This is a genomic window from Janthinobacterium sp. MP5059B (genome assembly GCF_001758645.1).
GTDB lineage: Bacteria > Pseudomonadota > Gammaproteobacteria > Burkholderiales > Burkholderiaceae_D > Janthinobacterium > Janthinobacterium lividum.
The window spans coordinates 102,399-128,073 of the sequence record NZ_LRHX01000009.1 but is presented as its reverse complement, the minus strand read 5'-3'; the positions used below and the strand labels follow the sequence as shown (position 1 = coordinate 128,073).

Sequence of the window (25,675 nt, the reverse complement as noted above, 5' to 3'; positions counted from 1 at the left end):
AAAAATCATGTTAGATGCAACCCTCAAAACCCAACTGAAATCCTACCTGGAAAAAGTGGTGTATCCGCTTGAGCTGGTCGCCTCTCTCGATGACAGCGCAAAAGCCCGCGAGATGAAGGAATTGCTCCAGGAAATAGTCCTGTTGAGCGACAAGATCACGCTGGTCGAGCGCCTTGACGCTGGCGTACGGGCCCCGTCGTTCAGCATCAACCGGACCGGCTCCGACATCGGCGTGCGTTTCGCCGGTGTGCCGCTGGGCCACGAATTTACCTCGCTGGTGCTGGCGCTGCTGCAAGTGGGCGGCCACACCATCAAGTTCGACGACGCCGTGATCGAGCAGATCCGCAACCTCGACGGCGATTACGAGTTTGAAACGTTTATTTCGCTCTCCTGCCATAACTGCCCGGAAGTGGTGCAGGCATTGAATGCCATGGCTGTGATCAACCCGCGCATCAAGGTCACCACCATCGATGGCGGCGTGTTCCCGAAAGAAGTGGAAGCGCGCCAGATCATGGCCGTGCCGATGATGTTCCTGAATGGCGAACACTTTGGCCAGGGACGCACGAATGTCGAGGAAATCCTCGCCAAGCTCGACACCAACGCCGGTGCACGCCAGGCGGAAGCGCTGAACAAGAAAGACGTCTTTGATGTACTGATCGTCGGCGGCGGCCCTGCCGGCGCGGCAGCGGCCATCTATGCGGCCCGCAAAGGCATCAAGACGGGCGTGCTGGCCGAGCGTTTCGGCGGCCAGGTGCTCGACACCCTTGCCATCGAGAATTTTATTTCGGTCAAGGAAACGGATGGTCCGAAGTTCGCCATGGCGCTGGAACAGCACGTCAAGGAATACGAAGTCGACATCATGAATACCCAGCGCGCCGCGAAATTGACGCCAGGCAAGTTGGTGCAGATTGAAACGGCCAATGGCGCCATCTTGAAAGCCAAGACCGTCATTCTGGCCACGGGTGCCCGCTGGCGCGAAATCAACGTGCCGGGCGAGAAGAAATACCGCAACCACGGTGTCGCCTACTGCCCGCACTGCGATGGTCCGCTGTTCAAGGGCAAGCGCGTGGCCGTGATCGGCGGCGGCAACTCGGGCGTGGAAGCGGCGATCGACCTGGCCGGCCTGGTGAAGCACGTGACCCTGATCGAGTTCGGCGCGGAACTGCGCGCCGATGCGGTGCTGCAACGCAAGTTGCACAGCTTGCCTAACGTGACCGTGATCACGTCGGCGCAAACCACCGAAATCCACGGCGACGGCAAGATCGTCAATGGCCTGAGCTACACGGACCGGGTCAGCGGCGAGTCGAAAAAGGTCGAGCTGGAAGGCGTCTTCGTGCAAATCGGCCTGGTGCCGAACACGGAGTGGCTGAAAGGCACGGTAGCGTTGTCGCGCCACGGCGAAATCGAAGTCGATGCACGTGGCCAAACTTCGATCCCCGGCGTGTTTGCGGCCGGCGACGTCACCACGGTGCCGTACAAGCAGATCATCATCGCCACCGGCGAAGGCGCCAAGGCAGCTTTGTCCGCCTTTGACCACCTGATCCGCTCGGATGACGAGGAAGTGGTCGAAGAGTCTGCCGCCAAGGAAGCGCTGACGGCGTAACTATTAGCCGTATCAAGAAAAACCGGAACGCCGCAAGGTGTTTCCGGTTTTTTTATGGGCGCAGGAAATCAGCTACCCGCGTACAGGGGATTGCCGGCCACATACACTTGAATCCCATCGACGGGCATGTCCTTCGGTGCGATCTCGGCCAGGGCGAAGACGGTCTTGTTGTTGAAGGTTTGCACGTGCCACGTAAAGCGCTGGCCGGCGCGCGCGATGGTGACGGTTTCGCCGTGCGTGACGTTGATGTGGCGCGTGTCGGGCTGCAGGTCGATGCTGCGCTGGGCGGCGGCGTGCGGGGCGCTGCTGCCATAGTCGGCGGGCGTGCCTGTCGGACCGGCCGCGATGGCCGAGGCGGCGAAGGCGGCGCACAAAATCGCCAGGGCGCTGCGGTGGGTGTTCAACATAGTAATCTCCAAGAATAAGCCTGGCGCGGTGAATAAGCGCGCCGTGTTATGGGTAATGGCTGCACCGGGATCGCCGGATTTTGCAACACGGCATCGTAAGCTGTCCTTGGTCGATCTGCAAAGCTGTATTTCCTGTCTATATTTCCACCGTGGCTGCCAGCGGCACATCCGGCGCCAGGTGGCTGGTCAGCACGATGCACTGGCGCGCCAGGCGGGCCGGATCGGCCAGGCGCGCGCGCAGGTGCAGCATGGCCGCCGCATCGAGGCCGTTGAACGGTTCATCGATCAGCAGCAGGCGCACGGGCAGGGCCAGGGCCAGCGCCAGTTGCAGTTTTTTATGCTGGCCCAGGGACAGGGCGTTGATGCTTTGCTGCAAGGTCGACGTCATGGCAAACGCGCTCAGCTCGTCGTTCAGCAGGGACTGGTCGCTGCCCGGATACAGGGCCAGATGCAGGTCGAGAAATTCGTGCACTTGCAGCCAGGGCAGGGCGGGGGCGTCGCCGCCACAATAGAACGCTTGCGCGCGGTAGGCCAGCGGCATGAAGCCGCTGTCGATACCGTCCAGGCGGATGGCGCCGCGCGCGGGCAGCAGGGCGCCGCCTGCCAGCTTCAGCAAGGTCGTCTTGCCGGCCCCGTTCGCGCCGCGCAGCCAGGTGATGCCGGGGCCGAATTGCAGATTGCAGCCCTGGAAGACGCTGTGCGTGGGGAAGTGGAAATCGAGGTGTTCGATCTGCAGGGTGGGGGACGACAGGTTCAATTCCATAATTCGCTTCCGATGGCGCTCAAGGCAAGGATGGACAGGACGACGAGGGCGACTCGGCCACGCGCCGTGAGGCGGGGCAGGCCGACGATGGCCAGCAGGGCCAGGCTGGCGGTGATGGCGTACACGCTGGTGACGCGCTGCCGCAAGGCGGCGGGATCGGTGGCGTACAGCAAGACGGCGCCTGCCAGCAGCACGGCAAACGGCGGCAGCAGGCTGGCCGTGCAAGCCAGGCGCGTCAAGGCCGTGCTGGCCATGGGCCAGGCGTTCAGCGTGGGGCGCAGCACGGCGATCTGCTCGCGCACGGCCTTGTCGCCCCGGTCCGTCAGAATGACCAGGCTGGCGCTGGCCAGTAAACCCAGCAGTGGCGCGGGCACGAGCGGCGCGCGCAGCAGCCAGGCCAGCATGCTGGCGCCAGCCGTGGCCAGCAGCACGCTTTGCTGCAGGCCGATTACATTGTCATTGCGCCAGAACGGCAGCCAGAACAGCTGGCGCCACAGGAAAACGGTGCGCCAGCGGGGCCGTTGCGGCACATACGCAGTCATCGTTGGCGGGCGCGCCCCTGCTGCGGGCCGCGGCGCGCGCAGGCGCTGCGCCACGATGAGCGTTGTCAACAGCCAGGCCAGCAGCCAGACGGCGATGGTGGCAGCGATGCCGGGTGCGGCAATCGGGCGCAGCCAGGGAGGCGACTGCGCCAGCCAGATGCTGGCCGAGATGGCATAGGCGAGGCCCAGCGGCAGCATCAGCAGGCCGGCCACGGCGACGTCCGCTTGCCAGCGCAGGCGCGGCGGCAAGGGCAGCTGGCGCAGCCAGGCGGCGAGGGGGGCTGGCAACAATCGCTTGCGCAGCAGCCAGGCGGGCAGGCATGTGAACAACGCTTGCCCGCCCAGCAGGCCCAGGGCGGCGGGCCAGGGCAGGCCCACGGCGAGAAAGCCGGGCAAGGCGATGACGCTGAGCAAGCCCAGCAAGACGGGGCCGGCCAGGAAAAAGAAGATTTCCATGGAACTGGTCAGGCTGGCGGCAAATTGCAGCAAAGCATGATGGGCCAGGCGCAGGCGCAGAGCGATATAGGGATGAGTACTACGGGGCAAGCGCATCGAGGCAGGAGCGGCAGAGTCAGCAGGAGCGCTGATTCTAGAGCATTTGTGGTCCCGGAATGGGAAAAGCCCTTCGGTTCTAGGAACCAAAGGGCTTTTCTTTTATTGGCGGAGCGGACGGGACTCGAACCCGCGACCCCCGACGTGACAGGCCGGTATTCTAACCAACTGAACTACCACTCCAAGCTCGTATGATCTGTGTTGCTGATCCATGAAGCACTGGATAATTTTCTGTATTGGTGGTGGGTGCTGAGAGGCTCGAACTCCCGACCTACGCCTTGTAAGGGCGCCGCTCTACCAACTGAGCTAAGCACCCGCATACCCAGAAAACTATCCCGACGTTTGTCACCACGTCTGGAAGAGGCACTATTATAGGGGGCGCTTTCCCCCTTGTGCAACTATTCTTATGGGATAAAAGCTTTTTTTTGCTGAAAAACGCAAAAATATTCGGGGCGAGGGAGGGCTGGCGCTTTTTCTGCTTCTGAAATGGGAAAAGCCCTTCGGTTCAGAGAACCAAAGGGCTTTTCTTTTATTGGCGGAGCGGACGGGACTCGAACCCGCGACCCCCGACGTGACAGGCCGGTATTCTAACCAACTGAACTACCACTCCAAGCTCGTATGATCTGTATTGCTGATCCATGAAGCACTGGACAGTTTTCTGATTTGGTGGGTGCTGAGAGGCTCGAACTCCCGACCTACGCCTTGTAAGGGCGCCGCTCTACCAACTGAGCTAAGCACCCGTTGCTTGTCTCAGAAAACCATCCCGACGTTTGTCACCACGTCTGGAAGAGGCGCTATTATAGGACGGGCGAAATCCTTCTGCAAGCGCTTTTTTTCACTTTACTCTGTAATACCCCATTGCGACAGCATCCACGCCATATTGAACGCATTCTCGGCGATGGCGTTATAGCGGCCCGAGGCGCCGCCGTGGCCGGCGCCCATATTCGTTTTCAGCAGCAGGGGATTGCCATCCGTTTTGTACGCGCGCAGCTTGGCCACATACTTGGCCGGTTCCCAGTACATGACCTGGCTGTCGTTGAGGCCCGTCGTCACCAGCATGGCTGGGTAATTCTTGCGCGCAATGTTGTCGTACGGCGAGTAGCTGAGCATGTAGTCGTAGGCCGCCTTCTGGTTCGGGTCGCCCCATTCCAGGTACTCGCCCGTCGTCAGCGGCAGGCTGGCGTCCATCATGGTGTTCATCACGTCGACAAACGGCACGGCCGCATGCACGGCGTGGAACAGGTCCGGGCGCATGTTGACGACGGCGCCCATCAGCAAGCCGCCCGCGCTGCCGCCCTGGATGATCAGGCGGTTCGGGCTGGTCCATTTTTCGCGCACCAGGTAGTCGGCGCTGTCGATGAAGTCATTGAAGGTGTTTTTCTTCTTCATCAGCATGCCGTCTTCATGCCAGGCTTCGCCCATGTCGGTGCCGCCGCGGATATGCGCCTGCGCATAGATGACGCCACGGTCCAGCAGGCTGATGCGGCTGATGGCAAAACTGGCTTCCGTGGAAATGCCATACGAACCATACGAGTACAGCAGCAGCGGCGCGGAACCGTCGAGCTTGACGCCTTTCTTGTAGACGATCCACAGCGGTACTTGCACGCCATCGCGCGCCTTCACCCACAGGCGCTGCGTGGTGTAGCGGCTGCCGTCAAAGCCGCCGACGATTTCCTGCTGCTTCAGCACCGTGCGCTTGCCGTCTTGCATGCTGACGTCGATGACGGTGGGCGGCGTGACGGGCGACTGGTAGGACATGCGAAATTGCGTGGAGGAAAATTCCGGCGTACCGACGGATGTTGCCAGATAGACGGGGTCGTCGAACTGCACCGTTTTCCAGTTTTTATGCGCGAAATCAAGGATGCGCGCGCGGTTCAGGGCACGGGCCTTTTCCATCACCACCAGGTAGCCCTGGAAGACGTCGATGGACTGGATCACGGCATCCTTGTTGTGCGGCACGACGGGCTTCCAGTTCTTCGGCTGCGGCGCGGACAGCGGCGCGCTGACGACACGGAAATTCTTCGCCTCCTTGTTGGTCAGAATATACAGCTGGCCGTCGCGGTGCTCGATGCTGTAGCGGTGGCCCTTTTCACGCTTCAGCACGGACTGGAAGCTGCCTTGCGGCGTGCTCGTTGGCAACAGCAGCACTTCGCTCGTATCCGTACTGCGCGCAGTGAGCACAAAGTAGCGATGGTCGCGCGTGCGGCTCACGCCGATGGCGAACTGTTCCACTGGCTCGTGGTAGACCTGCTGCAAGGTGCCGCCCAGCGGCAGGCGGAACAATCGGTCCGCGCGCTTGGTGGTGGCGTCTTCCTGCGTCAGCATCAGGGTGGCATTGTCCGCCGCCCAGGCCAGGGACGTGACTCGAGGCATGGTATCGCCCAGCAACTTGCCCGTCTTCAAATCCTTGACATGCAGCTCGTACTGGCGGAAACCCGTCGTGTCGGTGGTGTAGGCCAGCAACTGTTCATTCGGGCTGATGCTGAATGCGCGCACGGCAAAGAACTTCTGGCCTTCGGCCAATTGATTCTGGTCCAGCAAGATTTCCTCAGCCGCCTGCGCATCGTAGGCGCCGTTCGTGCCGACGGGGCGGCGGCAGTGAATCGGGTATTGTTTGCCCGCTTCCGTGCGCGTGTAATAGTAGAAATTGCCCTGGCGCGCAGGCACGGACAGGTCCACTTCCTGCATGCGGCCCTTGACCTCCGCAGTCACCTTGTCGGCCAGCGGCTGGATCGGGGCCGTGACGGCGGCCGTGTAGGCGTTTTCCGCATTCAGGTAATCGATCACGGCAGGATCGGTTTTCTTTTGCAGCCAGCGGTAGTCGTCCGTGACGACCGTGCCGTGGCGCGTTTCCTGCCACGCCGTCTTGGCGGCGACAGGCGCGGTGGCCGTGGCGACATCGGCGGTAACGGTGGTAGTGGCGTCGGCCAGCGCGGATGGCGCCAGTGTGGACAGCAGCAGGGCCGGCAGGATGGATAACCAGGCGGACCGGCGGCGCGAAGCGTGATGGGCGATGGACAAGGCGATTCCCTTTCATAGTTGTGTCAGGATTGTAATCTTGCTATTGAGAAAAGCAACCGCCGTGCTTGTGCGTTTCAACTTGCATCCACGGACATTTGCAGTGATACTGTATATAATTACAGTATCCGACAGCATCCCGCCGCGAGGTGCCCTTGACCACATCTGCCCTTACATTGCCTGAAACCCGCCGCTGGATTGCCCACCTGGACATGGATGCCTTCTTTGCCTCCGTGGAACTATTAAAATATCCGGAACTGCGCGGCGAAGCCGTCGTCATCGGCGGCGGGCGCTTGCAGCAGCCCGTGCTGCAGGAAGACGGCACGCGGCAGTTTGCGCGCATGCGCGATTATGTGGGGCGCGGCGTCGTCACCACGTCGACCTATGCGGCGCGCGCGTTTGGCGTGTTTTCCGCCATGGGCATCATGAAGGCGGCCAAGCTGGCGCCCGACAGCATCCTGTTGCCGGCCGATTTCGAAGCTTACCGCGAGTATTCGGCGCGCTTCAAGCAGGCCGTGGCCCAGCTGTGCCCCATCATCCAGAACGTGGGCATCGATGAAATCTATGTCGATCTGACGGAGTATGGCGAGCAGGCGCCGGCCATGGCGGCGCGCCTGAAGGCGGCCGTGTCCGAGGCGACGGGCCTGTCGTGTTCGATTGGCCTGGCGCCGAACAAATTGCTGGCGAAAATCTGTTCCGACCTGGAAAAACCGGACGGTCTCACCATTTTGCAGCCCGAGGATATCGAAGCGCGCGTGTGGCCCTTGCCGGCGAAAAAGATCAATGGCATCGGCCCGAAGGCGACGGCCAAGCTGGAGGCCCTGGGCATCGTCACCATCGGCGAGCTGGCCCGGGCCGACATGGCCATGCTGCGCACGCAGTTTGGCGACTTGTACACGGGCTGGCTGCGCCAGGCGGCGCTGGGCATCGATGACCGGCCTGTGCAGACGAGCCGGGAAACCAAGTCCGTCAGCCGCGAAACGACGTTCGAGCGCGACTTGCAGGTGGTGCGCGACCGCGCCACCCTGTCGGAAAAGCTGGAAAGCCTGTGCACGCGCGTGGCGGGCGACCTCGACAAGCAGTCGCTGGCGGGGCGCACGGTGGGCATCAAGCTGCGTTTCGAAGATTTCAGCACCGTCACGCGCGACATCACCTTGCCCAGCGCCACGGCGGACGCCGCCGCCATCCTGCGCGCCAGCCGCGATTGCTTGCGGCGCGTGCCATTTGAAAAGAAAATCCGCCTGCTGGGCGTGCGCATCTCGACCTTGTCCGACCCGGCCATCGTGACGCGGCAGGCGCCGGCCCAGGCGGAGCTGTTTCCCGCCCTGTAGCGGCATTCCCCACGCATCAACAACACCGCGCCAGTCCGCGCTTTTGACGGCATTCCCGTGTCGAAAGTGTAGAATGGCGTTCCCCTGGCACTACTGAAACAAACGGAAGACAAAAACTATGTGGTTCAAGAATCTTCAGATTTACCGCCTGCCCGCACCATGGGCCTATACGCCAGAACAACTGGAAGAGGCCTTGTCCTCGAACAAATTTACGCCGGCGACCAGCATGGATCTGATGCGCCAGGGCTGGGATACGCCACGCCCGAACGGCGGCCTGGTCCACGTGGTCAACAAGCAGATGCTGATCTTGCTGGGCACGGAAAAGAAACTGCTGCCAGCGACCGTCATCAATCAGGTGGCCAAGGCCCGCGCTGCCGAGATGGAAGAAGCACAAGGCTTTGCGCCTGGCAAGAAAGCCATGAAGGAATTGAAGGAGCGCGTGGCCGACGAGTTGCTGCCGCGCGCCTTCAGCATCCGCAGCAACGTCTGGACGTGGATCGACCCCGTCAATGGCTGGCTGGTGGTCGATGCCGCCAGCCCGGCAAAAGCCGATGAAGTCATCAAGCTGCTGTTGAAAGCCGTCGACAAACTGCCGCTGGAAAGCCTGCGCGTGCAGCGCTCGCCCGTGGCGGTGATGACGGAATGGCTGCAGGCCGACGATGCGCCTGCCGGCTTCACGGTCGACATGGATACGGAATTGCGCGCCACGGGCGAAAGCAAGGCCACCGTGCGCTACGTGCGCCACACGCTGGAAGCGGACGACGTGCGCCGCCACATCGCTGCCGGCAAGCAGTGCACGCGCCTGGCCATGACGTGGAACGACAAGATTTCGTTCGTGCTGACGGAATCGCTGGCCATCAAGAGCGTCAAGCCGCTGGACGTGATCAAGGAAACGGAATCGAGCACGAAGAACGACGAAGAACGTTTCGACGGCGACGTGATGCTGATGACGGGCGAACTGAGCAAGCTGATGGCCGACGTGGTCGAGGCATTGGGCGGCGAAGCGACGGCGTAACAGCAGCCATGCTGCTACAAAAAAAGGAGCTGCGGCTCCTTTTTTTTCGCCTGTGCAATATGTTGCAACATAAAAAAAGCGCCTTGCACGGTGAGGTGCAAGGCGCTTTCAGGACAATCTAATTTAAGACATCAAATTAGAACTTGTAGCTACCGGTGAAGTAGAACGAACGCATCATTGGATCGGCGTAGCGTGGATCGAAGCCAACCTGGTGGCCCGACGAAGCGCGCAGCGACAGAGGCGGTTCACGGTCAAACAGGTTCTTGATACCAGCGCGCAGCGTCACAGCCGAGTTGAAGGCATAGCGGCCTTGCAGATCGACGGTGGTGTACGAAGGAACTTCCAGACGGATCGTTTCCAGTTTCCTGGTATCGACGTTCAGTACCGAAGCGGCTGCATCGGTGTAGCCGTTACGATAGCTGACAACCATGGTGCTGGTCAGTTTGCCGGTTTCCAGGCTCATGTTCAGCTTGACCAGGTTACGGAACGTGACTGCATCGGTGATGCCGAAGTAGTTCATGTTGGTCGTCCACTGATTCTTGGTGCCTGGCACGGTGTAGTCAGCCTTGAGCATGTGGGTGCCGCTCAGGTTGGCCGTCAGGTTACCGAAATCAAAGCGATGACGCGCCGTCATGTCCCAGTCGATACCGCGGTTATGCGTCTGGCCGATGTTCATCGACAGCGATTTGAAGGCGAAGTAAGGCAGGCCGGTCGATGGCTCGATGTAGGTACCGAACAGGTCTTTGTACAGCGTTGGATTGCCGAAGGCCTGGGTTTCGCTGACGGCCGAGACCGCGTCGGTGATCTTCACGTCCCACAGGTCGGCGCCGAACGAGAATGCCGAGCTAGGTTCGATACGGAAACCGACGGTGTATTGCTTCGATTTTTCCGGTTTCAGGTTTTCGTTACCACCAGCCAATTGGTTGTACTGGGTTGCTGCTGGACGGCACATGGCGTCGCCTGGGAACGGGCAGTTCCATGGTTTTGCCGTGAAGCCGTTGTTGACCAGCGGCTGGCCGATGTCCAGCATGCTCGGTGCCTTGAAGCCCGTGCCGTACGAACCGCGCAGCAGTACTTGCTGCACTGGCTGCCAGCGTGCCGTCACTTTGTAGGTGCTGGCGCTTTGGTCTTTACCGATGGACTTGTTCACCACACCGTTGTCGATCTTGGTGATGGTGTCGTAACGGCCAGCCAGGCTCACTTCCACCGTTTTGGTGACAGGTGCCAGCAACTCGGCGAACACGCCGTAGGTTTCGCGGCTCAGGTCGTAACGTGGCGAGGTGTTGAAGTTGTAGATCGTGCTGGTGCTGGCACCGGCGCTTGGCGATTGCTCGTACTTGTATTCGCGGTAGTCGCCGCCGATACCGATATTGGCCTTGCCGCCTGGCAGGGTGAACAGTTCGCGCGAACCGTGCGCATCGATACCGCGCATGGTGGTCGATGCCGTACGGATCGAACCGTTGAATTGCGAATCGTTGATCAGCTTTTGCAGTTCTGGCGATGCGTTACCGGCTGGCAAGAATGGGTTGAACTGCGGATTGCTCTGCATCTTGACGAAGTCGGCGTTCTTGGCATAGCCGCCCACGTAGCGCTCGTCGATCGCGTTTTGCGACCAGGTCAGGGCCGATTCCACGTTCCATTCGCCGACTTCGCCTTCAACGCCGACGACGAAATGCTTGGTGTCGGTGATGGTGTTGCTGGCGCGGGTGCCCCAGTCGACCATGCGGTAGTTGGCGGTAACGGATTTCACGTCGTCATGCTGTGCTTGTGTCAGGCCTGGGCGCACGTACTGGTTGTACAGTGCGCTGTTCTTGGCGATGCTGATCGGTACCGGGTTGGCGGCGATACGTGCCGTCAGGTCAAAGCGCGACAGGGCCACTTCGGCAAACGCATTCAGGTTGTCCGTCAGTTTGTAGGTACCGCGAGCGAACAGGCTGTCGCGTTTCGATTCTGGAACGATTTCAACCGTCGAGCCGCCATCGAAACCGCAAGCCTTGCTATTGGTTGCCGTGACGTAGTTGGTCGGACCGCAATCGTTGCGGGGGCCACTGGCTGCCAGGTACGGATTGAACATGATCGGTTGCGTCGCGCTATTGTTGAACGCAACGGTGGCATTCGCTGGCGCGGTCGAGGTGCTGGTACGGTCGTAGATGTAGTTCTTGCCGCCATAGCTGACAGGAATGAACGACGAACGGGCGAACGAACGGTCCGTTGCGCGCAGTTTCGACTGCTCATCGTGGCGGTACGATACCAGCACGTTGAAACGGTCTTCGTCCAGGTCGCCGAAGCCGTAGGTGACGTTGGTGTTCCAGGCGTTGCCGCCTTTATTTTCCGGGCCGCCATAGGTGGCTTCCAGAGTGCCGCCTTGGACATTTTTCTTCAGAATGAAGTTGATCACGCCGGCAATAGCGTCCGAGCCGTACAGTGCCGAAGCGCCGTCGGTCAGGATTTCGACGCGCTCAACCGCGCTCATTGGAATGGCGTTCAGGTTGACGGAGGTGCCCGAGCCTTGTGGCGCGATGCGGCGGCCGTTCAACAGGACCAGGGTGTAGCTTTCGCCGATGTCATGGATCGACGCGCTGGTGCGGCCACCCGAGTTGGAACCGGCAGCCACGGCGCCGATGGTGAAACCTTGCATGGCTGGCAGGCTTTGTACCAGGTCAGCCACGGTGTTAGCGCCGGTACGGGCGATCGCTTCTTGCGTCAGGCGTTGCACAGGCAATGCGCCTTCGACGGCGATACGTTTAATACTCGAACCGGTAATTTCAACTTTTTGAATTGCTTCGTCCGCCATGGATTGGCCAGAGAACAAGACACTACCTGCCAGGACGGTCAGGGCCAGGCGTACGCTGCGCACGCCAATTTTTTCTTTAAATGCCATTATAACAATTACTCCGTAGTAGTTTTAATAACGACAAGCAGTACACGAGCACCGCTCAAGCCATCGGATGGATGGCCAGCGGAGGCGTGTACGGTAGGCGGAACCACGTCTGGGGGAGGTGGAAGACTACTTAGCGCAATATTGTTATAAATGCACTTCTTACTTGTCGAGGCAAACATTATGTCGTCTCAGCAAGAAAAAATGCACCTCAACCGTGTCGGATTTGGCAATAAATTGTGGATACAGAAGAATATTTAATTTAACTGTTAAATTGCAGTTTTATATTTATATATATCGTCGTTTTTAAAAATGATCAATGGTGTTTTTTTACAACATAAAATTATTATATTGGCAATTCAATGTTTTACCTACAATAATTCGAGAAAAACTATTGCTTTGCAGAATTTATGAAAGGTAAAAAAACGTAAAAAAAGCCCGTTAAAACGGGCTGGTCGAATTGTGACAGAGTGTCAGTCAGACCGTGTGCCGGTCTGCTTGCCGCGCCCCGTCTGCCAAAGGCTTACAAGGGTTGGAATACGCCAGCGGCGCGGTTCTTTTGCACATTGTCCCAGGCGAAGATCTGGCCATTCATGGCCACGTACACGCCGGCTGGCAAGGTTTGCGCCACACCGCAGGCAAAGCCCAGGTTGAACAAGGCATCGGAGTTGTCGATTTCGTAGGGAATCATGGCGCCCGTCAAGATCACCGTTTGCTGCAGGTTCGCCGCGCCCAGCACTTGCGCCGTTTCGCGCATGGTGTCGGTGCCGTGGATGATGACGATGGCTTTTTCCTGTGCCGCGCGGCACGAGGCCAGCACGCGCTGGCGGTCCGCATCCTGCATGTCGAGCGAATCGAGCAGGGGCAGTTGCTCCAGCGCCACGGGCGCCGTCATGCGCGCACGGGCAATCGCTGCCGGCAAATGACTGTCGGAAAAGCCCAGGGTACCGTTCAATTCGTTGTAGTGTTTGTCGAAAGTGCCGCCAGTGGCGAGTATGCGCAAAGTCATGATGTGGTCACGATGTCAGTGGAGAATGACGCGCATGATAGCGTGGATTGGCACCGTTGCGTGAATGCCGCCGCAGATGGGGCAGCGTGCTTGCCGCCCTGCTGCCGCGCCGCATCTGGAAAATTTGGCCATCTGTGAGTACACTGGTTTCTTTGTTTGCCTGCCACCCCGACTCCGTATGAAAGCGCTCGCTCCCGGCACCGTCATTTTTCACCGCCACCGCGGCTACGGGGTGATTACGTCCGTCAATTTGCTGACGGGCTGGATTGCCGCCCGTTTCGGCAGCGAAGCGCGGACCCTGGACCTGAACTTGTCGACCGATGACGTGCAATTCGCCGATGGCGAAGCGATCCTGTTTCGCCGCGCGCCGCCGGACCGCATGCCGCATGCACGCCTGATGGCCATGGTGCGCGAGCTGCACCAGGCTGGCTATCAAAAACTGTATCTGTATTCCTGGCCCAAGCCGTCCGGCCTGCATTGGCGCTGGCATTTGTTTGCGGGGCCGCGCGACTGGATGCAGCGGCCCTGGCGCGAAGGCTGGTACGGCTCGGGCGCCGATTACAACGTCAACCCCGTGATGGGCTGGGGCGATACGCCCGGCGCCACCACTGGCGAGCTGATCGATGCCCTGGCCCGTTTCGATCCGCAAGGCCTGGCGCAGGCGCTGGGGCGCGACGACGACCATAGCGACTGGTTTGGCCGCGTCTGCGATGCTTTATTGCCCAATTACATGTACAGCCTGGACATGCAGCGCACGCCAGGCGAGCCCTTGCAAGACATGCCGCCCGTGCCGGTCGTCGCCGTGCGGGCCGGCGTGGCGCCGTACGGTGGGCCGGACATCGCCTGGCCGCCCGGCTGGGCCGGCCTGTGGCGCGGCCGGCACGTGTTGCCCGCGCCCGCCATCCGCCTCACGGGCGAGCCCGATTTGTTGAAGGGCTTTCAGCGCTCCTGAGGGGCTTGCCGCGCGTGTTGCAATGCCTCGGGATTGAGCAGGCGCGTGCATTGACCCTGCGTAAAATCGACGATGTTTTGCAAGGCGTAGCGGAAATACAGCTCATAGCTGTCACGCTCGACGTAGCCCAGGTGTGGCGTAGCCAGCACGTTCGGCAGCAGCAGCAATGGCGAGCCTGGCGGTAGCGGCTCGTCCGTAAACACGTCCAGCGCCGCGGCGCCCGGGCGTCCCTGCGGCAGTGCCGCTTCCAGTGCCCCATCGGCGACCAGTTCGGCGCGGCTGGTGTTGACGAACAGGGAAGTCGGTTTCATGCGCGCCAGGTCCTCTTTTGTGACCAGGCCGCGCGTCTTGTCGGACAGGCGCAGGTGCAAGCTCAGCACGTCTGCCTGCTCGAAGAAGGCTACACGCGATTCTGCCGCCGTATCGCCTGCCGCCACGGCTGCCGCGCGGCTCGCTTCGCTGCCCCACACGAGGATGGTCATGCCGAAGGCGCGGCCATAGCCGGCGATCAATTGACCGATCTTGCCATAGCCCCAGATGGCCAGGGTGCGCCCTTTCAATACCGTGCCGAGCGTGTTGCGCGCCGGCTCGATAGATGACGTTTGCCACAGCCCTTCCTGTAAATGTTGCGCGTACGGCACGATCTTGCGCTGCGCCGCCATGATCAGCGCCCACGTCAGTTCGGCCGGCGCCGTGGGCGAGCCGATGCCTTCCGCGATGGCAATGCCCAGCTCGGTGGCGGCCGGCACATCGATGTGTCCGCTGACCTTGCCCGTTTGCGAAATCAGTTTCAGATTCGGCAGTTTCGACAGCAAGGCCCGGTTGAAACTGCTGCGCTCACGGATCAGCACCAGCGCATCGAACGGCGCCAGACGGATCGCCAGCTGGCCCAGGCCCCGCGCCGTATTGCTGAACACTTTGACCTCATGGCCATCGAGTAACTGGAAACAATCGAGGCTGCGCACGGCATCCTGGTAATCATCAAGTATGGCAATTTTCATGGTGGATGGCCGATTTTAGTGAGGATTTGGTAGGGAAATAACAGGATACGGGAAATGCTGAATAGCCTACTACATTAGTCAAGCTATTCTCCTACATTTTTGCGAGAATAGCTGTTTGGCGGGTGTACAATCGCCGGCACTTTTGAAGCTTCCTGATTATAGTTATAGCGCAAACTGTTCTTGCAGCCTGGGAGCATGATCCAGGTAAATGCCGCTGGCGCGAACGCCGCGGCTGATACGACACCAGAGCCCTGCCCGCGTGAACACGCCGCCCGCAGTGAGCCGCAGCCACCTCTCAACGATGCTGCCTGTCTTGCAGAACGACCAGAATTTCTTTTATTGGTATTGGAGGTAATATGAATCAGCCCGTCATGGGTGGCGTCGCCGCACTCAACGTCCCAGCTTATATTAAACAACAGAAACTGATCAACTGGGTGGCCGACATTGCTGCGCTGACCAAGCCAGAGCGCATCTACTGGTGCGATGGTTCGCAAGAAGAGTACGAGCGCCTGTGCGCCGAAATGGTTGCCAGTGGCACCATGAAAAAACTGAATGCGCAAAAGCGCCCGAATTCCTACCTGGCCTGCTCCGACCCGAGCGACGTAGCCCGCGTCGAAGACCGCACGTATATCTGCTCGGCAACGAAAGAAGCGGCCGGCCCGACGAATAACTGGACCGAGCCCGGCGAAATGCGCCACACCTTGAACGGCCTGTTCGATGGCTGCATGCGCGGCCGCACCATGTACGTCGTGCCCTTCTCGATGGGCCCGCTGGGTTCGCCGATCGCGCACATTGGCGTGGAATTGTCCGATTCGCCATATGTCGCCGTCAACATGAAGATCATGACCCGCATGGGCCGTGCCGTGTACGACGTGCTGGGCACCGATGGCGAGTTCGTGCCGTGCGTGCACAGCGTGGGTGCACCGCTGGCAGCCGGCCAGGCCGACGTGAAATGGCCGTGCAACAGCACCAAGTACATCGTGCATTTCCCGGAAACGCGTGAAATCTGGTCTTTCGGTTCGGGCTACGGCGGCAACGCCTTGCTGGGCAAGAAATGTTTCGCCCTGCGCATCGCCTCGAACATGGGCTACCAGGAAGCGCAATCGGCCGATAACAACCCGGGCTGGCTGGCCGAACACATGCTGATCCTCGGCGTGGAATCGCCGGAAGGCAAGAAACACTACGTGGCGGCAGCGTTCCCGTCCGCTTGCGGCAAGACCAACTTCGCCATGCTGATCCCGCCGGCAAGTTTTAACGGCTGGAAAGTGACCACCATCGGCGACGATATCGCCTGGATCAAGCCGGGCGCCGACGGCCGTTTGTACGCCATCAATCCGGAAGCCGGTTATTTTGGCGTGGCGCCGGGCACGAACGAAAAAACCAATTACAACTGCATGGCGTCCATGCGCGACAACACGATCTTCACCAACGTGGCGCTGACGGACGATGGCGACGTGTGGTGGGAAGGCTTGACGAAAGAAGCACCAAGCCACCTGATCGACTGGCAGGGCAAGGACTGGACGCCAGCGTCCGGCACCAAGGCGGCGCACCCGAACGCGCGCTTCACTGTTGCTGCTACGCAAAACCCGGTGATCGACGCTGCCTGGGACGATCCGGCCGGCGTGCCGATCTCGGCCTTCATCTTCGGCGGCCGCCGCTCGACCACCGTGCCGCTGGTCACGGAAGCGCGCAACTGGGTTGAAGGCGTCTACATGGCCGCCACCATGGGCTCGGAAACGACGGCCGCGGCCGTGGGCCAGATGGGCGTCGTGCGCCGCGATCCATTTGCCATGTTGCCGTTTATCGGCTATAACATGAGCGATTACTTCCAGCACTGGCTGGACATGGGCGTCAAGGTGGGCAAGGTCAACCCGGCTGCCCTGCCGAAGATCTATTGCGTCAACTGGTTCCGTACGGACGAGGCTGGCAAATTCGTCTGGCCTGGCTTTGGCGACAATATGCGCGTGCTGAAATGGATGCTCGAGCGTATCGAAGGCAAGGCGGGCGGCGTGGAAAACCTATTCGGCACGACACCGCAGTATGGCGACCTGAACTGGGATGGCTTGCCATTCACGCAGGAACAGTTCGACACCATCACCTCGATCGACAAGGCCGCGTGGGTGGAAGAATTGAAATTGCATACGGAGTTGTTTGAAAAACTCGCGTATCATCTGCCGCAAGAATTGGCAGATAACAAGGCTGCGCTGGAAAAGCGGCTGAGTGCATAAGTAAGTTAACGTAAAGCGGCACCTGAAAAGCGTAGCGAGCGGCAGTGATTTGTGGCTAAGAAGCGCAACCGTACTTTAGTACGGTGAGCATCGCAGGCCGCAAAGCGCGCCGCGCAGTAGCTTGTCAGGTGTTGAGAGTTGTAGTGGGGGAGAAACACGCCGGCAAAGACTGGCGTGCGATAAATGACACGCCGGCAATGACTGGGGTGCTAGCAAAAAGAGAAACGGCGCGGATTGCATGAGCAATCCGCGCCGTTTTTTATTGCCGGTATAATAATTGTCCTGTGGAAATTATTTGCCGTCATACCTGTTCAAAAATGAAAAAAAAGCTCATCATCATTAGTACCGTGGTCGCCTGCCTGTTCGGCAGCGGTGCCCATGCCGACCACCGCCAGGATTGTGACAGTGCGGACTATGCCAAGCGATATGACGACACGTTTGCCGCAGGCATGAAGAATCATGTCGAGCGCCTCAGGCAGCAGCAGGCTGGACATCAAAAAAACCTGGACGGCATGGTGGCGGCCTTGAAACAAAGCGGTGCGTGGTCGGACGACGACTCCGTGGCATTCTTTACGAATATGTGGGCGGATGAGCGTGGGAAGGCTGTGGAGGCTGACCGGAAGAAGGCGAGCGAGCGATGGAAGATTCAAGTACTGGCGGTACAGTCCTGGGACGCGACCATGAACGACCACCCAGCGCAGAAGGCGCGCGGCATGTGTTTGCTTGCTCCCCGGGTACTTGATGAGGCCGTGGTCTTTTACGATGCGCTGGAAAAGGTCTGGAGCTATATGGAAATGAAAGTTGCGGCAGTAGCCAAGGACAAGAACGTGAGCCTGCCGACATTGCCGTAGACCGGCATAAAAAAACGGCGCGGATGCCGAGGCAATCCGCGCCGTTTTCTTAAGTGCCGCTGCTTATTGCTTCAGCAGCGGTCCCAGGTACTTGCCCGTCACGCTGGCCGGGTTCAGTGACACGTCTTCCGGCGTGCCCGTGGCGATGATCTGCCCGCCGCCGGCGCCGCCTTCGGGACCCAGGTCGACGATCCAGTCGGCCGTCTTGATGACGTCGAGGTTGTGCTCGATGATGACGAGGGTGTTGCCCTGGTCGCGCAGGCGGTGGATGACTTTCAGCAGCAAGTCGATATCGTGGAAGTGCAAGCCCGTCGTCGGTTCATCGAGGATGTACAGGGTGCGGCCCGTGTCGCGCTTGGACAGTTCCAGCGACAATTTCACGCGCTGCGCCTCGCCGCCGGACAAGGTGGTGGCGCTCTGGCCCAGCTTGATGTAGCCGAGGCCCACGTCGAGCAGGGTTTGCAGCTTGCGCGCGATCAGTGGCACCGGCTTGAAGAACTCATGCGCCTCTTCCACCGTCATGCCCAGCACTTCCGTGATGTTCTTGCCCTTGTATTGCACTTCCAGCGTTTCGCGGTTGTAGCGCTTGCCGTGGCAGACGTCGCATGGCACGTAGACGTCGGGCAAGAAATGCATCTCGACCTTGATTACGCCATCGCCCTGGCACGCTTCGCAGCGTCCGCCCTTGACGTTGAACGAGAAGCGGCCCGCGCTGTAGCCGCGTTCCTTGGCCGTCGGCACGGTGGAGAACAGGTCGCGGATCGGCGTAAACAAGCCCGTGTAGGTGGCCGGATTCGAACGTGGCGTGCGGCCGATCGGTGCCTGGTCGACGGAAATGACCTTGTCGAAATGCTCCAGGCCGCTGATCGAATCGTGCGGCGCCGGTTCCGTCTGCGAACCGTACAAATGGCGCGACAGGGCAGGATACAAGGTATCGTTGACCAGCGACGATTTGCCTGAACCGGACACGCCCGTCACGCACGTCATCAAGCCCACCGGCAAGCTCAGCGACACCTTTTTCAGGTTGTTGCCCGTCGCGCCCGTGATCACCAGCTGCTTCTCCGGATTGCTGGCGTGGCGCTTGGCGGGCACGGCGATCTTCAGCTTGCCGTTCAGGTATTGCGCCGTCAGCGATTTCTTGTTCTTCAAGATCTCGGGCAGGGTGCCTTCGGCGATGATTTCGCCGCCGTGCACGCCCGCGCCGATGCCCATGTCGACGATATAGTCGGCCGTGCGGATGGCGTCTTCGTCATGCTCGACCACCAGCACGCTGTTGCCGATGTCGCGCAAGTGTTTCAAGGTTTCGATCAGGCGGTCATTATCGCGCTGGTGCAAGCCGATCGACGGTTCATCGAGCACATACATGACGCCCGTCAAACCGGAGCCGATCTGCGACGCCAGGCGGATGCGTTGTGCTTCGCCGCCGGAAAGCGTGTCGGCGCTGCGGTCCAGCGACAGGTAGTCGAGGCCCACGTTGTTGAGGAATTTCAGGCGCGAAATGATTTCCTTGACCACGCGGTCGGCGATCTCTTTCTTGGCGCCCGTCAGTTTCAGTTTTTCAAAGAATTCCAGCGTCTCGCGCAGTGGCTTTTCCGCCACTTCATAGATGGCCCGTTGCTGCTTGCCCGTGCCGACCTTGACGAAGCGCGCTTCCACGCGCAGGCGCGCGCCATCGCATGAGGGGCAGCATTTTTCATTGATGAACTTGGCCAGCTCTTCCTTGACGGCCATCGAATCCGTCTCGCGGTAGCGGCGCTGCAGATTGTTGACCACCCCTTCGAACGTGTGTTCCTTGATGACGGTGCGGCCTCGTTCGTTGACATAGCTAAACGGAATCACTTGCTTGCCGGAACCGTACAACACGGCTTGCTGTGAGTTCAAGTCCAGCTGTTCGAACGGCATGTCCAGGTCGAACTCGTAATACGCGGCCAGGTTCGACAGCATCTGGAAGTAAAACTGGTTGCGGCGGTCCCAGCCCTTGACGGCGCCGGAAGCGAGCGACAGGTTCGGGAACGCGACGATGCGTTTCGGGTCAAAGAATTCAATGTGTCCCAGGCCGTCGCATTCGGGGCAGGCGCCCATGGGGTTGTTGAACGAGAACAGACGCGGTTCCAGTTCTTGCAGGGAATAGCCACACACATTGCAGGCGAACTTGTTCGAGTACACGTGTTCCTGGGCGGTATCCATTTCGTAGGCAATGGCGCGGCCATCGGCCAGACGCAGGGCCGTCTCGAAACTTTCCGCCAGGCGCTGCTTGATCTCCTGGTTCACCTTGACCCGGTCGATGACGACGTCGATCGTGTGCTTTTCCGTTTTCTTCAGTTTCGGGAGGTCATCGACTTCATAGATCTTGGCCGCATGCGTGCCGCTCTGCACGCGAAAGCGCACGAAACCCTGCGCCTGCATCTGCTCGAACAGGTCCACGTGTTCGCCCTTGCGGTTGGCGACGACGGGCGCCAGTATCATCAGCTTGGTGTCTTCCGGCATGGCCAGCACGGCGTCGACCATTTGCGATACGGACTGGGCCGCCAGCGCGTTTTCCGGGTGGTCGGGGCAGTAGGGCGTGCCCACGCGCGCATACAGCAGGCGCAGATAATCGTGGATTTCCGTCACGGTGCCCACCGTCGAGCGCGGGTTGTGCGAAGTTGCCTTCTGTTCGATGGAGATGGCGGGAGATAGGCCTTCGATCAGGTCGACGTCGGGCTTTTCCATCAATTGCAGGAACTGGCGCGCATAGGCCGACAGCGATTCGACATAGCGGCGCTGCCCTTCCGCGTACAAGGTGTCGAAGGCCAGCGAAGACTTGCCGGAGCCGGACAAGCCGGTAATCACGATCAGCTTATTGCGCGGCAAATCGAGATTGATATTCTTGAGGTTATGCGTGCGAGCGCCGCGAATGCGGATCTGTTCCATGTGATTGCCTTGCTTTCAGTGAGTGGTGCGGCCGGCGCATTGTGCTTGGGTGCGGATGAGGAGCCACAACGGGTCAACCTGTAACTATAGCCGGGTTTTGCTCTGCATGCCTGGGGCAGCCACGGGCGGATTGCGCCGCCAGGCGAACGTGCCATGACAAAGTTTGATACAGATGCGTGCAGACGTTTAAACACTGTATATAATACCAGTATTCAAGTTTCTTGTTTTCACCTGCCGTGAAAAAAACGTGCTGCCGCACGGGAGAGGGCGTCCGCCAGAAAGCGGGTGCTTTGCGCCGCGTGGTCGCTTATAATCCTCGTTTAGTACACTAAACTAACGCGCGGGACATCGGCTCCCGCCGCAGTTCATCAGGAGTTATTCATGGCATCAGTCAACAAAGTCATCATCGTCGGCAATCTGGGCCGTGACCCGGAAATCCGCTACATGCCTAGCGGCGACGCGATCGCCAACATCGCCGTGGCCACTTCGTACAAATCGAAGGACCGCAACACGGGCGAACAAAAAGAATTGACAGAGTGGCACCGTATCTCGTTCTTCGGCCGCCTGGCGGAAATCGTCGGCCAGTACCTGAAAAAAGGTTCGTCCGTCTACGTCGAAGGCCGTCTGCAAACCCGTAAATACACGGACAAGGACGGCGTCGAGAAGTATGCAACCGACATCATCGCGGAACAGATGCAAATGCTGGGCGGCCGTTCCGGCATGGGCGGCGACGCCGGCGGTGGCGATGACAGCTACGGCGGTGGTGGCGGTTACGAAGCCCCGGCCCCGCGCCAGGCACCGGCTCCGCGCCCAGCCCCGGCACCGGCGCCACGCCCGGCACCGAAGCCAGCACCGAACTTCTCGGACATGGACGACGACATCCCGTTCTGATCGGAACACATCATGTCATAAGCAATGCCCTGCACATCCTTGATGTGCAGGGCATTTTTCTTTGGCGCGGCACAAGCGCGCATGTCCAGCGCCCAGGCCGAAGCGCACTATTGTTTGAGGGAGCCAAAACCGCTGTCGATACAGTTTACTGCCCGGTGGTGACAAAACGAGAGAATGTCGTAGATGAAAGCTTATAAAATAATCTACGCCGCCATTTGCCGGTGGCCGGAAGCGTGCATTTTTTGCGGTTCCGAGCGCAGGTCCATCACTCAAGGAGAAACTTATGATTAGTAACACTCAAGTGGTTCATGGTACCGGGTCTTTCAATACCTCTGGCTATTCGCTGAAACGCGCCAGCCGCGACATCGCTCCTGCCAGCAATGTCGCCGTTGCCGCACTGGATATTGCCGCGCTGGAAAACAGCCGCATGCACGGCGCCGCTCCGAAATGCTCGCGCAACAACCTCGAGTGCATCGTTGGCCCGAGCACCGTACTGTCGTCGATGTAATCACTGACTGTGCCCAAGGTGGTGCTAGGCCTAGCCCACCTTGGGCTTTATCCGAGGGAAGCTCAATGAATCGAGAATTAATTGTAGTAACGACCCATGGAACATCCAGTTTTGACATCGGCGAAGACGAGCGCGTGCTCGATGCCCTGGCGCGCAATCATGTGCCCTGGACGGCGGTGGCGACCTATCTGCGCGACCCATCCGGCGCCTATACCCTTTTTCCTTGCCTGAGTGAAACTGGCAGTTCGATTCCGCCGGACCGGCAAGTCTTTGCATTTTTTCAAAGAAATATTGATCCTTTCCTGCACACCAACAACACCTTGCAGGTTTCCCCGCCGGCCAACAATGAAGAAGCCGTTGCCGAATATATCTACGCCAACGGCGCGGCAAAGGGCGGCCCGAATATCCTGAAACGCCTCTCGTCGAACGAGTGCAAGCTGGCCGTGCGCGATGCCGTGGCGCAAACGCTGCGCGACACCCTGTCGCCTGGCGACAAGCTGGTGGTCGGCGTGAGTGGCGGAGGCGACAGCAATGCCCTGCTGTATGCCCTGTCGCAATTTGACGAGTTCCCGATTGACATCCATCCGGTCATTATCGAAGGACCGGGCGAGTGGAATTCCGGCGTTCCGCGCGCGCGCGAGCTGGCGCAGGCCTACAATCTGCCGCTGACCGTGGTATCGGAAGAAGAATCGAAAGCGATACTCGGCGCCAGCGCTGGCGGCCTGGGCATCACCGACCGTTTTGCCCGGGAATTTCCCGACGATGATTTCGAATTCCTCGGCACCCTGATCATCCGGCGCGTACTGACGAGCGTGGCCAAATCGCTCGATGCGAAATTCATCGCCACCGGCCTGAATTTCGAAGACTTGCTGGGCGAGATGTTCGCGATCATGGCGACGGAACGCCGTTTATTGCCTCTGCCGGCCCGCCCGATCGGCGATGTCACCCTCGTCTATCCTCTATGGATGACGCCCAAGAAAATCATCGATGGCTGCTTCCCCAAGTATTCGTTCTCGAATTACGCAGACCGTTATCCCGGCTATGCGGAGGGACGCAACGCATACTATTCGATGGCGTACTGGATGGCGTCGGCGTTTCCTGGCTTGCCCGAGAAAATGTTGCGCTGGGCGGCAAAGGAAGGTTCTGCCGGGGAGACGGTGTTCCCTGTGGATGAGGTGCTGGGCTATGAGACGCTCGAGCCCGTGAACTGGGCACTGAGGGAGCGCTTCCTCAGGATGTTGCGCACCACCGCCTAGCCTGCCGGACAACCGCTGGCGCGCCTTGCCCTGGGCATCCTTCGCATTGCCGCGCGCCACGGTTGTTCAGATGCTGTTGATACTCCATTAGCTACCGTTGGGAATGATATGTCCGTCATCAAAGAACACACGGCACACCTGGCTGCCGCCGCCCACGCCCTCGCGGCCATCCGGAACGCCTCGGCGCACGCGTTGATTACGGAACGCGAGGTGGCTGGCAAGATCGCGTGGTCCATGACCTTGCATGCGGCGCAGCAGGCACTGTCGACGGTACAGGATTGCTGCCAGAGTTTTGCCCTGGGCGAAGCGTCCGGCGCCCCGCATGGCGGGGATGAGGGCGTGCACATCGACGCGCATTTCGCCGCCCTCCGGCACAGCATGCAGGCGCTCGCCTCGCTCGGCTTGTGGGCCAAGAGCGAGCTGGCGGCACAGAAGGTCCTGTGGTTACTGCCTGCCATGCAGAGCGGCTGCCAGCGCCTCGAAGGCCAGGTGCTGCCGGCGCAGTGGGATTGTCCCGAGCTGCCCGGGCGCCCCGAGCAGCTGGAGATCGTCGACTACGTGCGCTATGAGCTGGACCGTGATTATCCGCGCAGGAAATTGCACCAGCAGATTTTCAATGTGGAAGTATGCGCCGGCGAAGTGTGCGCCATGCTGGTGCTGCGATTCCCGGAGTTGCCGGGCGCCGTGGCTGAATCGCTGACCTTGCAGTGCGCTGAAGAATTCCGCCACGCGCAGCTGCTGCTGGGCGCATTGGCGAATGAGGGGGGCCGCATCGGCGAAACGCCGGTATCCCTGGGCATCTGGAAAAGTTGCCGGGCGGCGCAGAATGCGGCAGACTGCATCGGCCTCGAGCAAGTGATCGGCGAAGGCTTTTCGCTGGGCGCCGACCTGTACTATGCGGAGCTGTACCGTGCCATCGGGCGCGCTGATATTTCCCTGCTGCATGAATGCATTTATATCGACGAGGTCAACCACGTGAAGAATGGCCTGGCCAGTTTTCATACCCTGCTCGGTGCGCAGGCCGTGCAGCGTTTGCGCACGCTGGAAGAGTCGTCCAAGGTGAGCGTGATCGGCGGGCGGTTTTTCAATGCCGCCGCGCGCCAGTATGTCGGTTTCAGCGCGACGGAAATCGAGCGCCAGCGGGGCCGTTCGCAAGCGGTGGAGTTACCTGATTTGCAGGGGATGATGGAATGAATTTCGACGCAGCCCGCCAGTTGGTGGAACAACACATCCTGCCCGGCTATCCGCATGCCCAGGCGGCGATCATCGGCGGTTCCATCGCGCGCGGCCAGGGAACGGCAACCTCGGATATCGATCTTCTGATCCTGTTCGAGAACGTGCCGCATGCCTGGCGCGAGACGCTCAAGCTGGGCCAGCAGACGGTGGAATTGTATGGCCATGACTTGCGCTCCTTCGATTACTTTTGCCGCAAGATGGACCGTCCCGGTGGCCGGATCCCGATGGCGATGATGGTCATCGAGGGCAGAAATCTCTTGCCGCAGACGAGCGCGTCCGCCGCCTTGTACCAGCTGGCGCAAGCCATTTACGATGAAGGCCCGCCAGCGCTGACGCCCGATGCCCTGGCCAGCCGGCGCTATGAAATCACGACCTTGCTGGAAGACCTCGTTGACAGCACGGTAGCCGAGGAAACACTGGCGATCGCCACCAAGCTGTATGACGTGCTGGCCAATTTCGTGCTGCGTGCCGGGGGCGCGTGGAGCGGCGTCGGCAAGCATCTGGCGCGCCGGCTCAGGGCCCATAGCCCGTCGATTGCGGATGACCTGCATGCCGCCATGCGCGCGATCCTGCTCGACCCACCCGCCGGCAAGCAGGCGTTTGGCGGCCTGGTCGCGCATGCGCTGCAGCCGTATGGCGGACCCTTGCTCGACGGGTATGCCTTGCATGCGCCCGCGGAATGGAAGAGTGACACGCCAGCGCTTGCCGCCTGAGACGGCTG

Annotated in this window: 19 protein-coding genes and 4 tRNA genes; 11 read left to right on the top strand and 12 right to left on the bottom strand. The window is 60.2% G+C overall.

Features of this window, described 5'->3' with window-relative positions; all coding sequences use genetic code 11:
* The first annotated feature begins 7 nt into the window (after positions 1 to 7).
* A complete protein-coding gene (gene ahpF, locus JAB1_RS12480; RefSeq protein ID WP_070280139.1) occupies positions 8 to 1,603 on the top strand; it encodes an alkyl hydroperoxide reductase subunit F in 1,596 nt (531 codons plus the stop codon).
* Between the two features lie 68 nt (positions 1,604 to 1,671).
* On the opposite strand, the gene JAB1_RS12475 is transcribed toward ahpF, so the two are convergent.
* From JAB1_RS12475 to JAB1_RS12440, 8 genes are all read right to left on the bottom strand, one after another.
* Complete coding sequence (locus JAB1_RS12475; protein WP_070280138.1) at positions 1,672 to 2,010, bottom strand: CzcE family metal-binding protein; 339 nt, start codon at positions 2,008 to 2,010, stop codon at positions 1,672 to 1,674.
* A gap of 136 nt (positions 2,011 to 2,146) precedes the next feature.
* A complete protein-coding gene (locus tag JAB1_RS12470; protein ID WP_070280137.1) occupies positions 2,147 to 2,773 on the bottom strand; it encodes an ATP-binding cassette domain-containing protein in 627 nt (208 codons plus the stop codon).
* On the bottom strand, positions 2,764 to 3,861 hold the full coding sequence (locus tag JAB1_RS12465; RefSeq protein WP_254672073.1) for a hypothetical protein: 1,098 nt from the start codon (positions 3,859 to 3,861) through the stop codon (positions 2,764 to 2,766). The genes JAB1_RS12470 and JAB1_RS12465 overlap by 10 nt, the downstream gene beginning before the upstream one ends.
* Positions 3,862 to 3,973: 112 nt before the next feature.
* A tRNA-Asp gene (locus tag JAB1_RS12460) sits at positions 3,974 to 4,050 on the bottom strand.
* A gap of 57 nt (positions 4,051 to 4,107) precedes the next feature.
* Positions 4,108 to 4,183, bottom strand: a tRNA-Val gene (locus JAB1_RS12455).
* 217 nt (positions 4,184 to 4,400) lie between these two features.
* Positions 4,401 to 4,477, bottom strand: a tRNA-Asp gene (locus tag JAB1_RS12450).
* A 54-nt stretch (positions 4,478 to 4,531) separates the two neighbouring features.
* Positions 4,532 to 4,607 (bottom strand) — tRNA-Val (locus JAB1_RS12445).
* 100 nt (positions 4,608 to 4,707) lie between these two features.
* Entirely contained in the window at positions 4,708 to 6,888 is a 2,181-nt protein-coding gene (locus JAB1_RS12440) for a S9 family peptidase (RefSeq protein WP_070280135.1), read from the bottom strand.
* A 173-nt stretch (positions 6,889 to 7,061) separates the two neighbouring features.
* Between JAB1_RS12440 and dinB the strand changes: the two genes are divergently transcribed.
* Both dinB and JAB1_RS12430 read left to right on the top strand, forming a co-directional pair.
* Positions 7,062 to 8,216, top strand: a complete 1,155-nt coding sequence (gene dinB, locus JAB1_RS12435) for a DNA polymerase IV (RefSeq protein WP_034781190.1) — start codon at positions 7,062 to 7,064, stop codon at positions 8,214 to 8,216.
* 118 nt (positions 8,217 to 8,334) lie between these two features.
* Entirely contained in the window at positions 8,335 to 9,231 is an 897-nt protein-coding gene (locus tag JAB1_RS12430) for a recombination-associated protein RdgC (protein WP_034754435.1), read from the top strand.
* 136 nt (positions 9,232 to 9,367) lie between these two features.
* Here JAB1_RS12430 and JAB1_RS12425 read toward each other — a convergent pair whose 3' ends face one another.
* Positions 9,368 to 12,112, bottom strand: coding sequence for a TonB-dependent receptor (locus JAB1_RS12425; protein WP_070280134.1), 2,745 nt, complete (start codon positions 12,110 to 12,112; stop codon positions 9,368 to 9,370).
* Between the two features lie 520 nt (positions 12,113 to 12,632).
* On the bottom strand, positions 12,633 to 13,118 hold the full coding sequence (locus JAB1_RS12420; protein ID WP_034781194.1) for an asparaginase domain-containing protein: 486 nt from the start codon (positions 13,116 to 13,118) through the stop codon (positions 12,633 to 12,635).
* A 178-nt stretch (positions 13,119 to 13,296) separates the two neighbouring features.
* Here JAB1_RS12420 and JAB1_RS12415 point away from each other — a divergent pair, with 178 nt between their 5' ends.
* Positions 13,297 to 14,070, top strand: a complete 774-nt coding sequence (locus JAB1_RS12415) for an L-asparaginase (protein WP_070280133.1) — start codon at positions 13,297 to 13,299, stop codon at positions 14,068 to 14,070.
* Here the strand turns inward: JAB1_RS12415 and JAB1_RS12410 are convergent.
* Entirely contained in the window at positions 14,058 to 15,071 is a 1,014-nt protein-coding gene (locus JAB1_RS12410) for a D-2-hydroxyacid dehydrogenase family protein (protein WP_070253896.1), read from the bottom strand. The genes JAB1_RS12415 and JAB1_RS12410 overlap by 13 nt on opposite strands.
* 356 nt (positions 15,072 to 15,427) lie before the next feature.
* Here JAB1_RS12410 and JAB1_RS12405 point away from each other — a divergent pair, with 356 nt between their 5' ends.
* Both JAB1_RS12405 and JAB1_RS12400 read left to right on the top strand, forming a co-directional pair.
* Entirely contained in the window at positions 15,428 to 17,299 is a 1,872-nt protein-coding gene (locus tag JAB1_RS12405; RefSeq protein WP_070280132.1) for a phosphoenolpyruvate carboxykinase (GTP), read from the top strand.
* Between the two features lie 317 nt (positions 17,300 to 17,616).
* Complete coding sequence (locus tag JAB1_RS12400) at positions 17,617 to 18,150, top strand: hypothetical protein (RefSeq protein ID WP_070280131.1); 534 nt, start codon at positions 17,617 to 17,619, stop codon at positions 18,148 to 18,150.
* 63 nt (positions 18,151 to 18,213) lie between these two features.
* Here JAB1_RS12400 and uvrA read toward each other — a convergent pair whose 3' ends face one another.
* Positions 18,214 to 21,063, bottom strand: a complete 2,850-nt coding sequence (gene uvrA / locus JAB1_RS12395; protein WP_070258657.1) for an excinuclease ABC subunit UvrA — start codon at positions 21,061 to 21,063, stop codon at positions 18,214 to 18,216.
* Between the two features lie 381 nt (positions 21,064 to 21,444).
* On the opposite strand from uvrA, the gene ssb reads away from it, so the two are divergent.
* The 5 genes from ssb to JAB1_RS29560 all read left to right on the top strand — a co-directional run bounded on the left by ssb (position 21,445) and on the right by JAB1_RS29560 (position 25,667).
* Positions 21,445 to 21,954, top strand: coding sequence for a single-stranded DNA-binding protein (gene ssb, locus JAB1_RS12390; RefSeq protein ID WP_034781209.1), 510 nt, complete (start codon positions 21,445 to 21,447; stop codon positions 21,952 to 21,954).
* A 283-nt stretch (positions 21,955 to 22,237) separates the two neighbouring features.
* A complete protein-coding gene (locus JAB1_RS12385) occupies positions 22,238 to 22,462 on the top strand; it encodes a hypothetical protein (RefSeq protein ID WP_131688859.1) in 225 nt (74 codons plus the stop codon).
* 65 nt (positions 22,463 to 22,527) lie between these two features.
* The gene (locus JAB1_RS12380) at positions 22,528 to 23,718 is read left to right on the top strand and encodes a hypothetical protein (protein ID WP_139144537.1); all 1,191 of its coding nucleotides are present in this window, start codon (positions 22,528 to 22,530) and stop codon (positions 23,716 to 23,718) included.
* 108 nt (positions 23,719 to 23,826) lie between these two features.
* Positions 23,827 to 24,912 (top strand): DUF455 family protein, encoded by a 1,086-nt coding sequence (locus JAB1_RS12375; protein ID WP_070280130.1) that lies wholly within the window; start codon positions 23,827 to 23,829, stop codon positions 24,910 to 24,912.
* On the top strand, positions 24,909 to 25,667 hold the full coding sequence (locus JAB1_RS29560; RefSeq protein WP_070280129.1) for a nucleotidyltransferase domain-containing protein: 759 nt from the start codon (positions 24,909 to 24,911) through the stop codon (positions 25,665 to 25,667). Before JAB1_RS12375 ends, JAB1_RS29560 begins: the two co-directional genes overlap by 4 nt.
* Positions 25,668 to 25,675: the final 8 nt, after the last annotated feature.

What these genes read in the sequence shown, in the direction of transcription:
- ahpF (WP_070280139.1), top strand. Translation starts at nt 8, where the DNA reads ATGTTAGATGCAACCCTCAAAACCCAACTGAAATCCTACCTGGAAAAA.
- JAB1_RS12475 (WP_070280138.1), bottom strand. Translation starts at nt 2,010, where the DNA reads ATGTTGAACACCCACCGCAGCGCCCTGGCGATTTTGTGCGCCGCCTTC.
- JAB1_RS12470 (WP_070280137.1), bottom strand. Translation starts at nt 2,773, where the DNA reads ATGGAATTGAACCTGTCGTCCCCCACCCTGCAGATCGAACACCTCGAT.
- JAB1_RS12430 (WP_034754435.1), top strand. Translation starts at nt 8,335, where the DNA reads ATGTGGTTCAAGAATCTTCAGATTTACCGCCTGCCCGCACCATGGGCC.
- JAB1_RS12425 (WP_070280134.1), bottom strand. Translation starts at nt 12,112, where the DNA reads ATGGCATTTAAAGAAAAAATTGGCGTGCGCAGCGTACGCCTGGCCCTG.
- JAB1_RS12420 (WP_034781194.1), bottom strand. Translation starts at nt 13,118, where the DNA reads ATGACTTTGCGCATACTCGCCACTGGCGGCACTTTCGACAAACACTAC.
- JAB1_RS12415 (WP_070280133.1), top strand. Translation starts at nt 13,297, where the DNA reads ATGAAAGCGCTCGCTCCCGGCACCGTCATTTTTCACCGCCACCGCGGC.
- JAB1_RS12410 (WP_070253896.1), bottom strand. Translation starts at nt 15,071, where the DNA reads ATGAAAATTGCCATACTTGATGATTACCAGGATGCCGTGCGCAGCCTC.
- JAB1_RS12405 (WP_070280132.1), top strand. Translation starts at nt 15,428, where the DNA reads ATGAATCAGCCCGTCATGGGTGGCGTCGCCGCACTCAACGTCCCAGCT.
- JAB1_RS12400 (WP_070280131.1), top strand. Translation starts at nt 17,617, where the DNA reads ATGAAAAAAAAGCTCATCATCATTAGTACCGTGGTCGCCTGCCTGTTC.
- uvrA (WP_070258657.1), bottom strand. Translation starts at nt 21,063, where the DNA reads ATGGAACAGATCCGCATTCGCGGCGCTCGCACGCATAACCTCAAGAAT.
- ssb (WP_034781209.1), top strand. Translation starts at nt 21,445, where the DNA reads ATGGCATCAGTCAACAAAGTCATCATCGTCGGCAATCTGGGCCGTGAC.
- JAB1_RS12385 (WP_131688859.1), top strand. Translation starts at nt 22,238, where the DNA reads ATGATTAGTAACACTCAAGTGGTTCATGGTACCGGGTCTTTCAATACC.
- JAB1_RS12380 (WP_139144537.1), top strand. Translation starts at nt 22,528, where the DNA reads ATGAATCGAGAATTAATTGTAGTAACGACCCATGGAACATCCAGTTTT.
- JAB1_RS12375 (WP_070280130.1), top strand. Translation starts at nt 23,827, where the DNA reads ATGTCCGTCATCAAAGAACACACGGCACACCTGGCTGCCGCCGCCCAC.
- JAB1_RS29560 (WP_070280129.1), top strand. Translation starts at nt 24,909, where the DNA reads ATGAATTTCGACGCAGCCCGCCAGTTGGTGGAACAACACATCCTGCCC.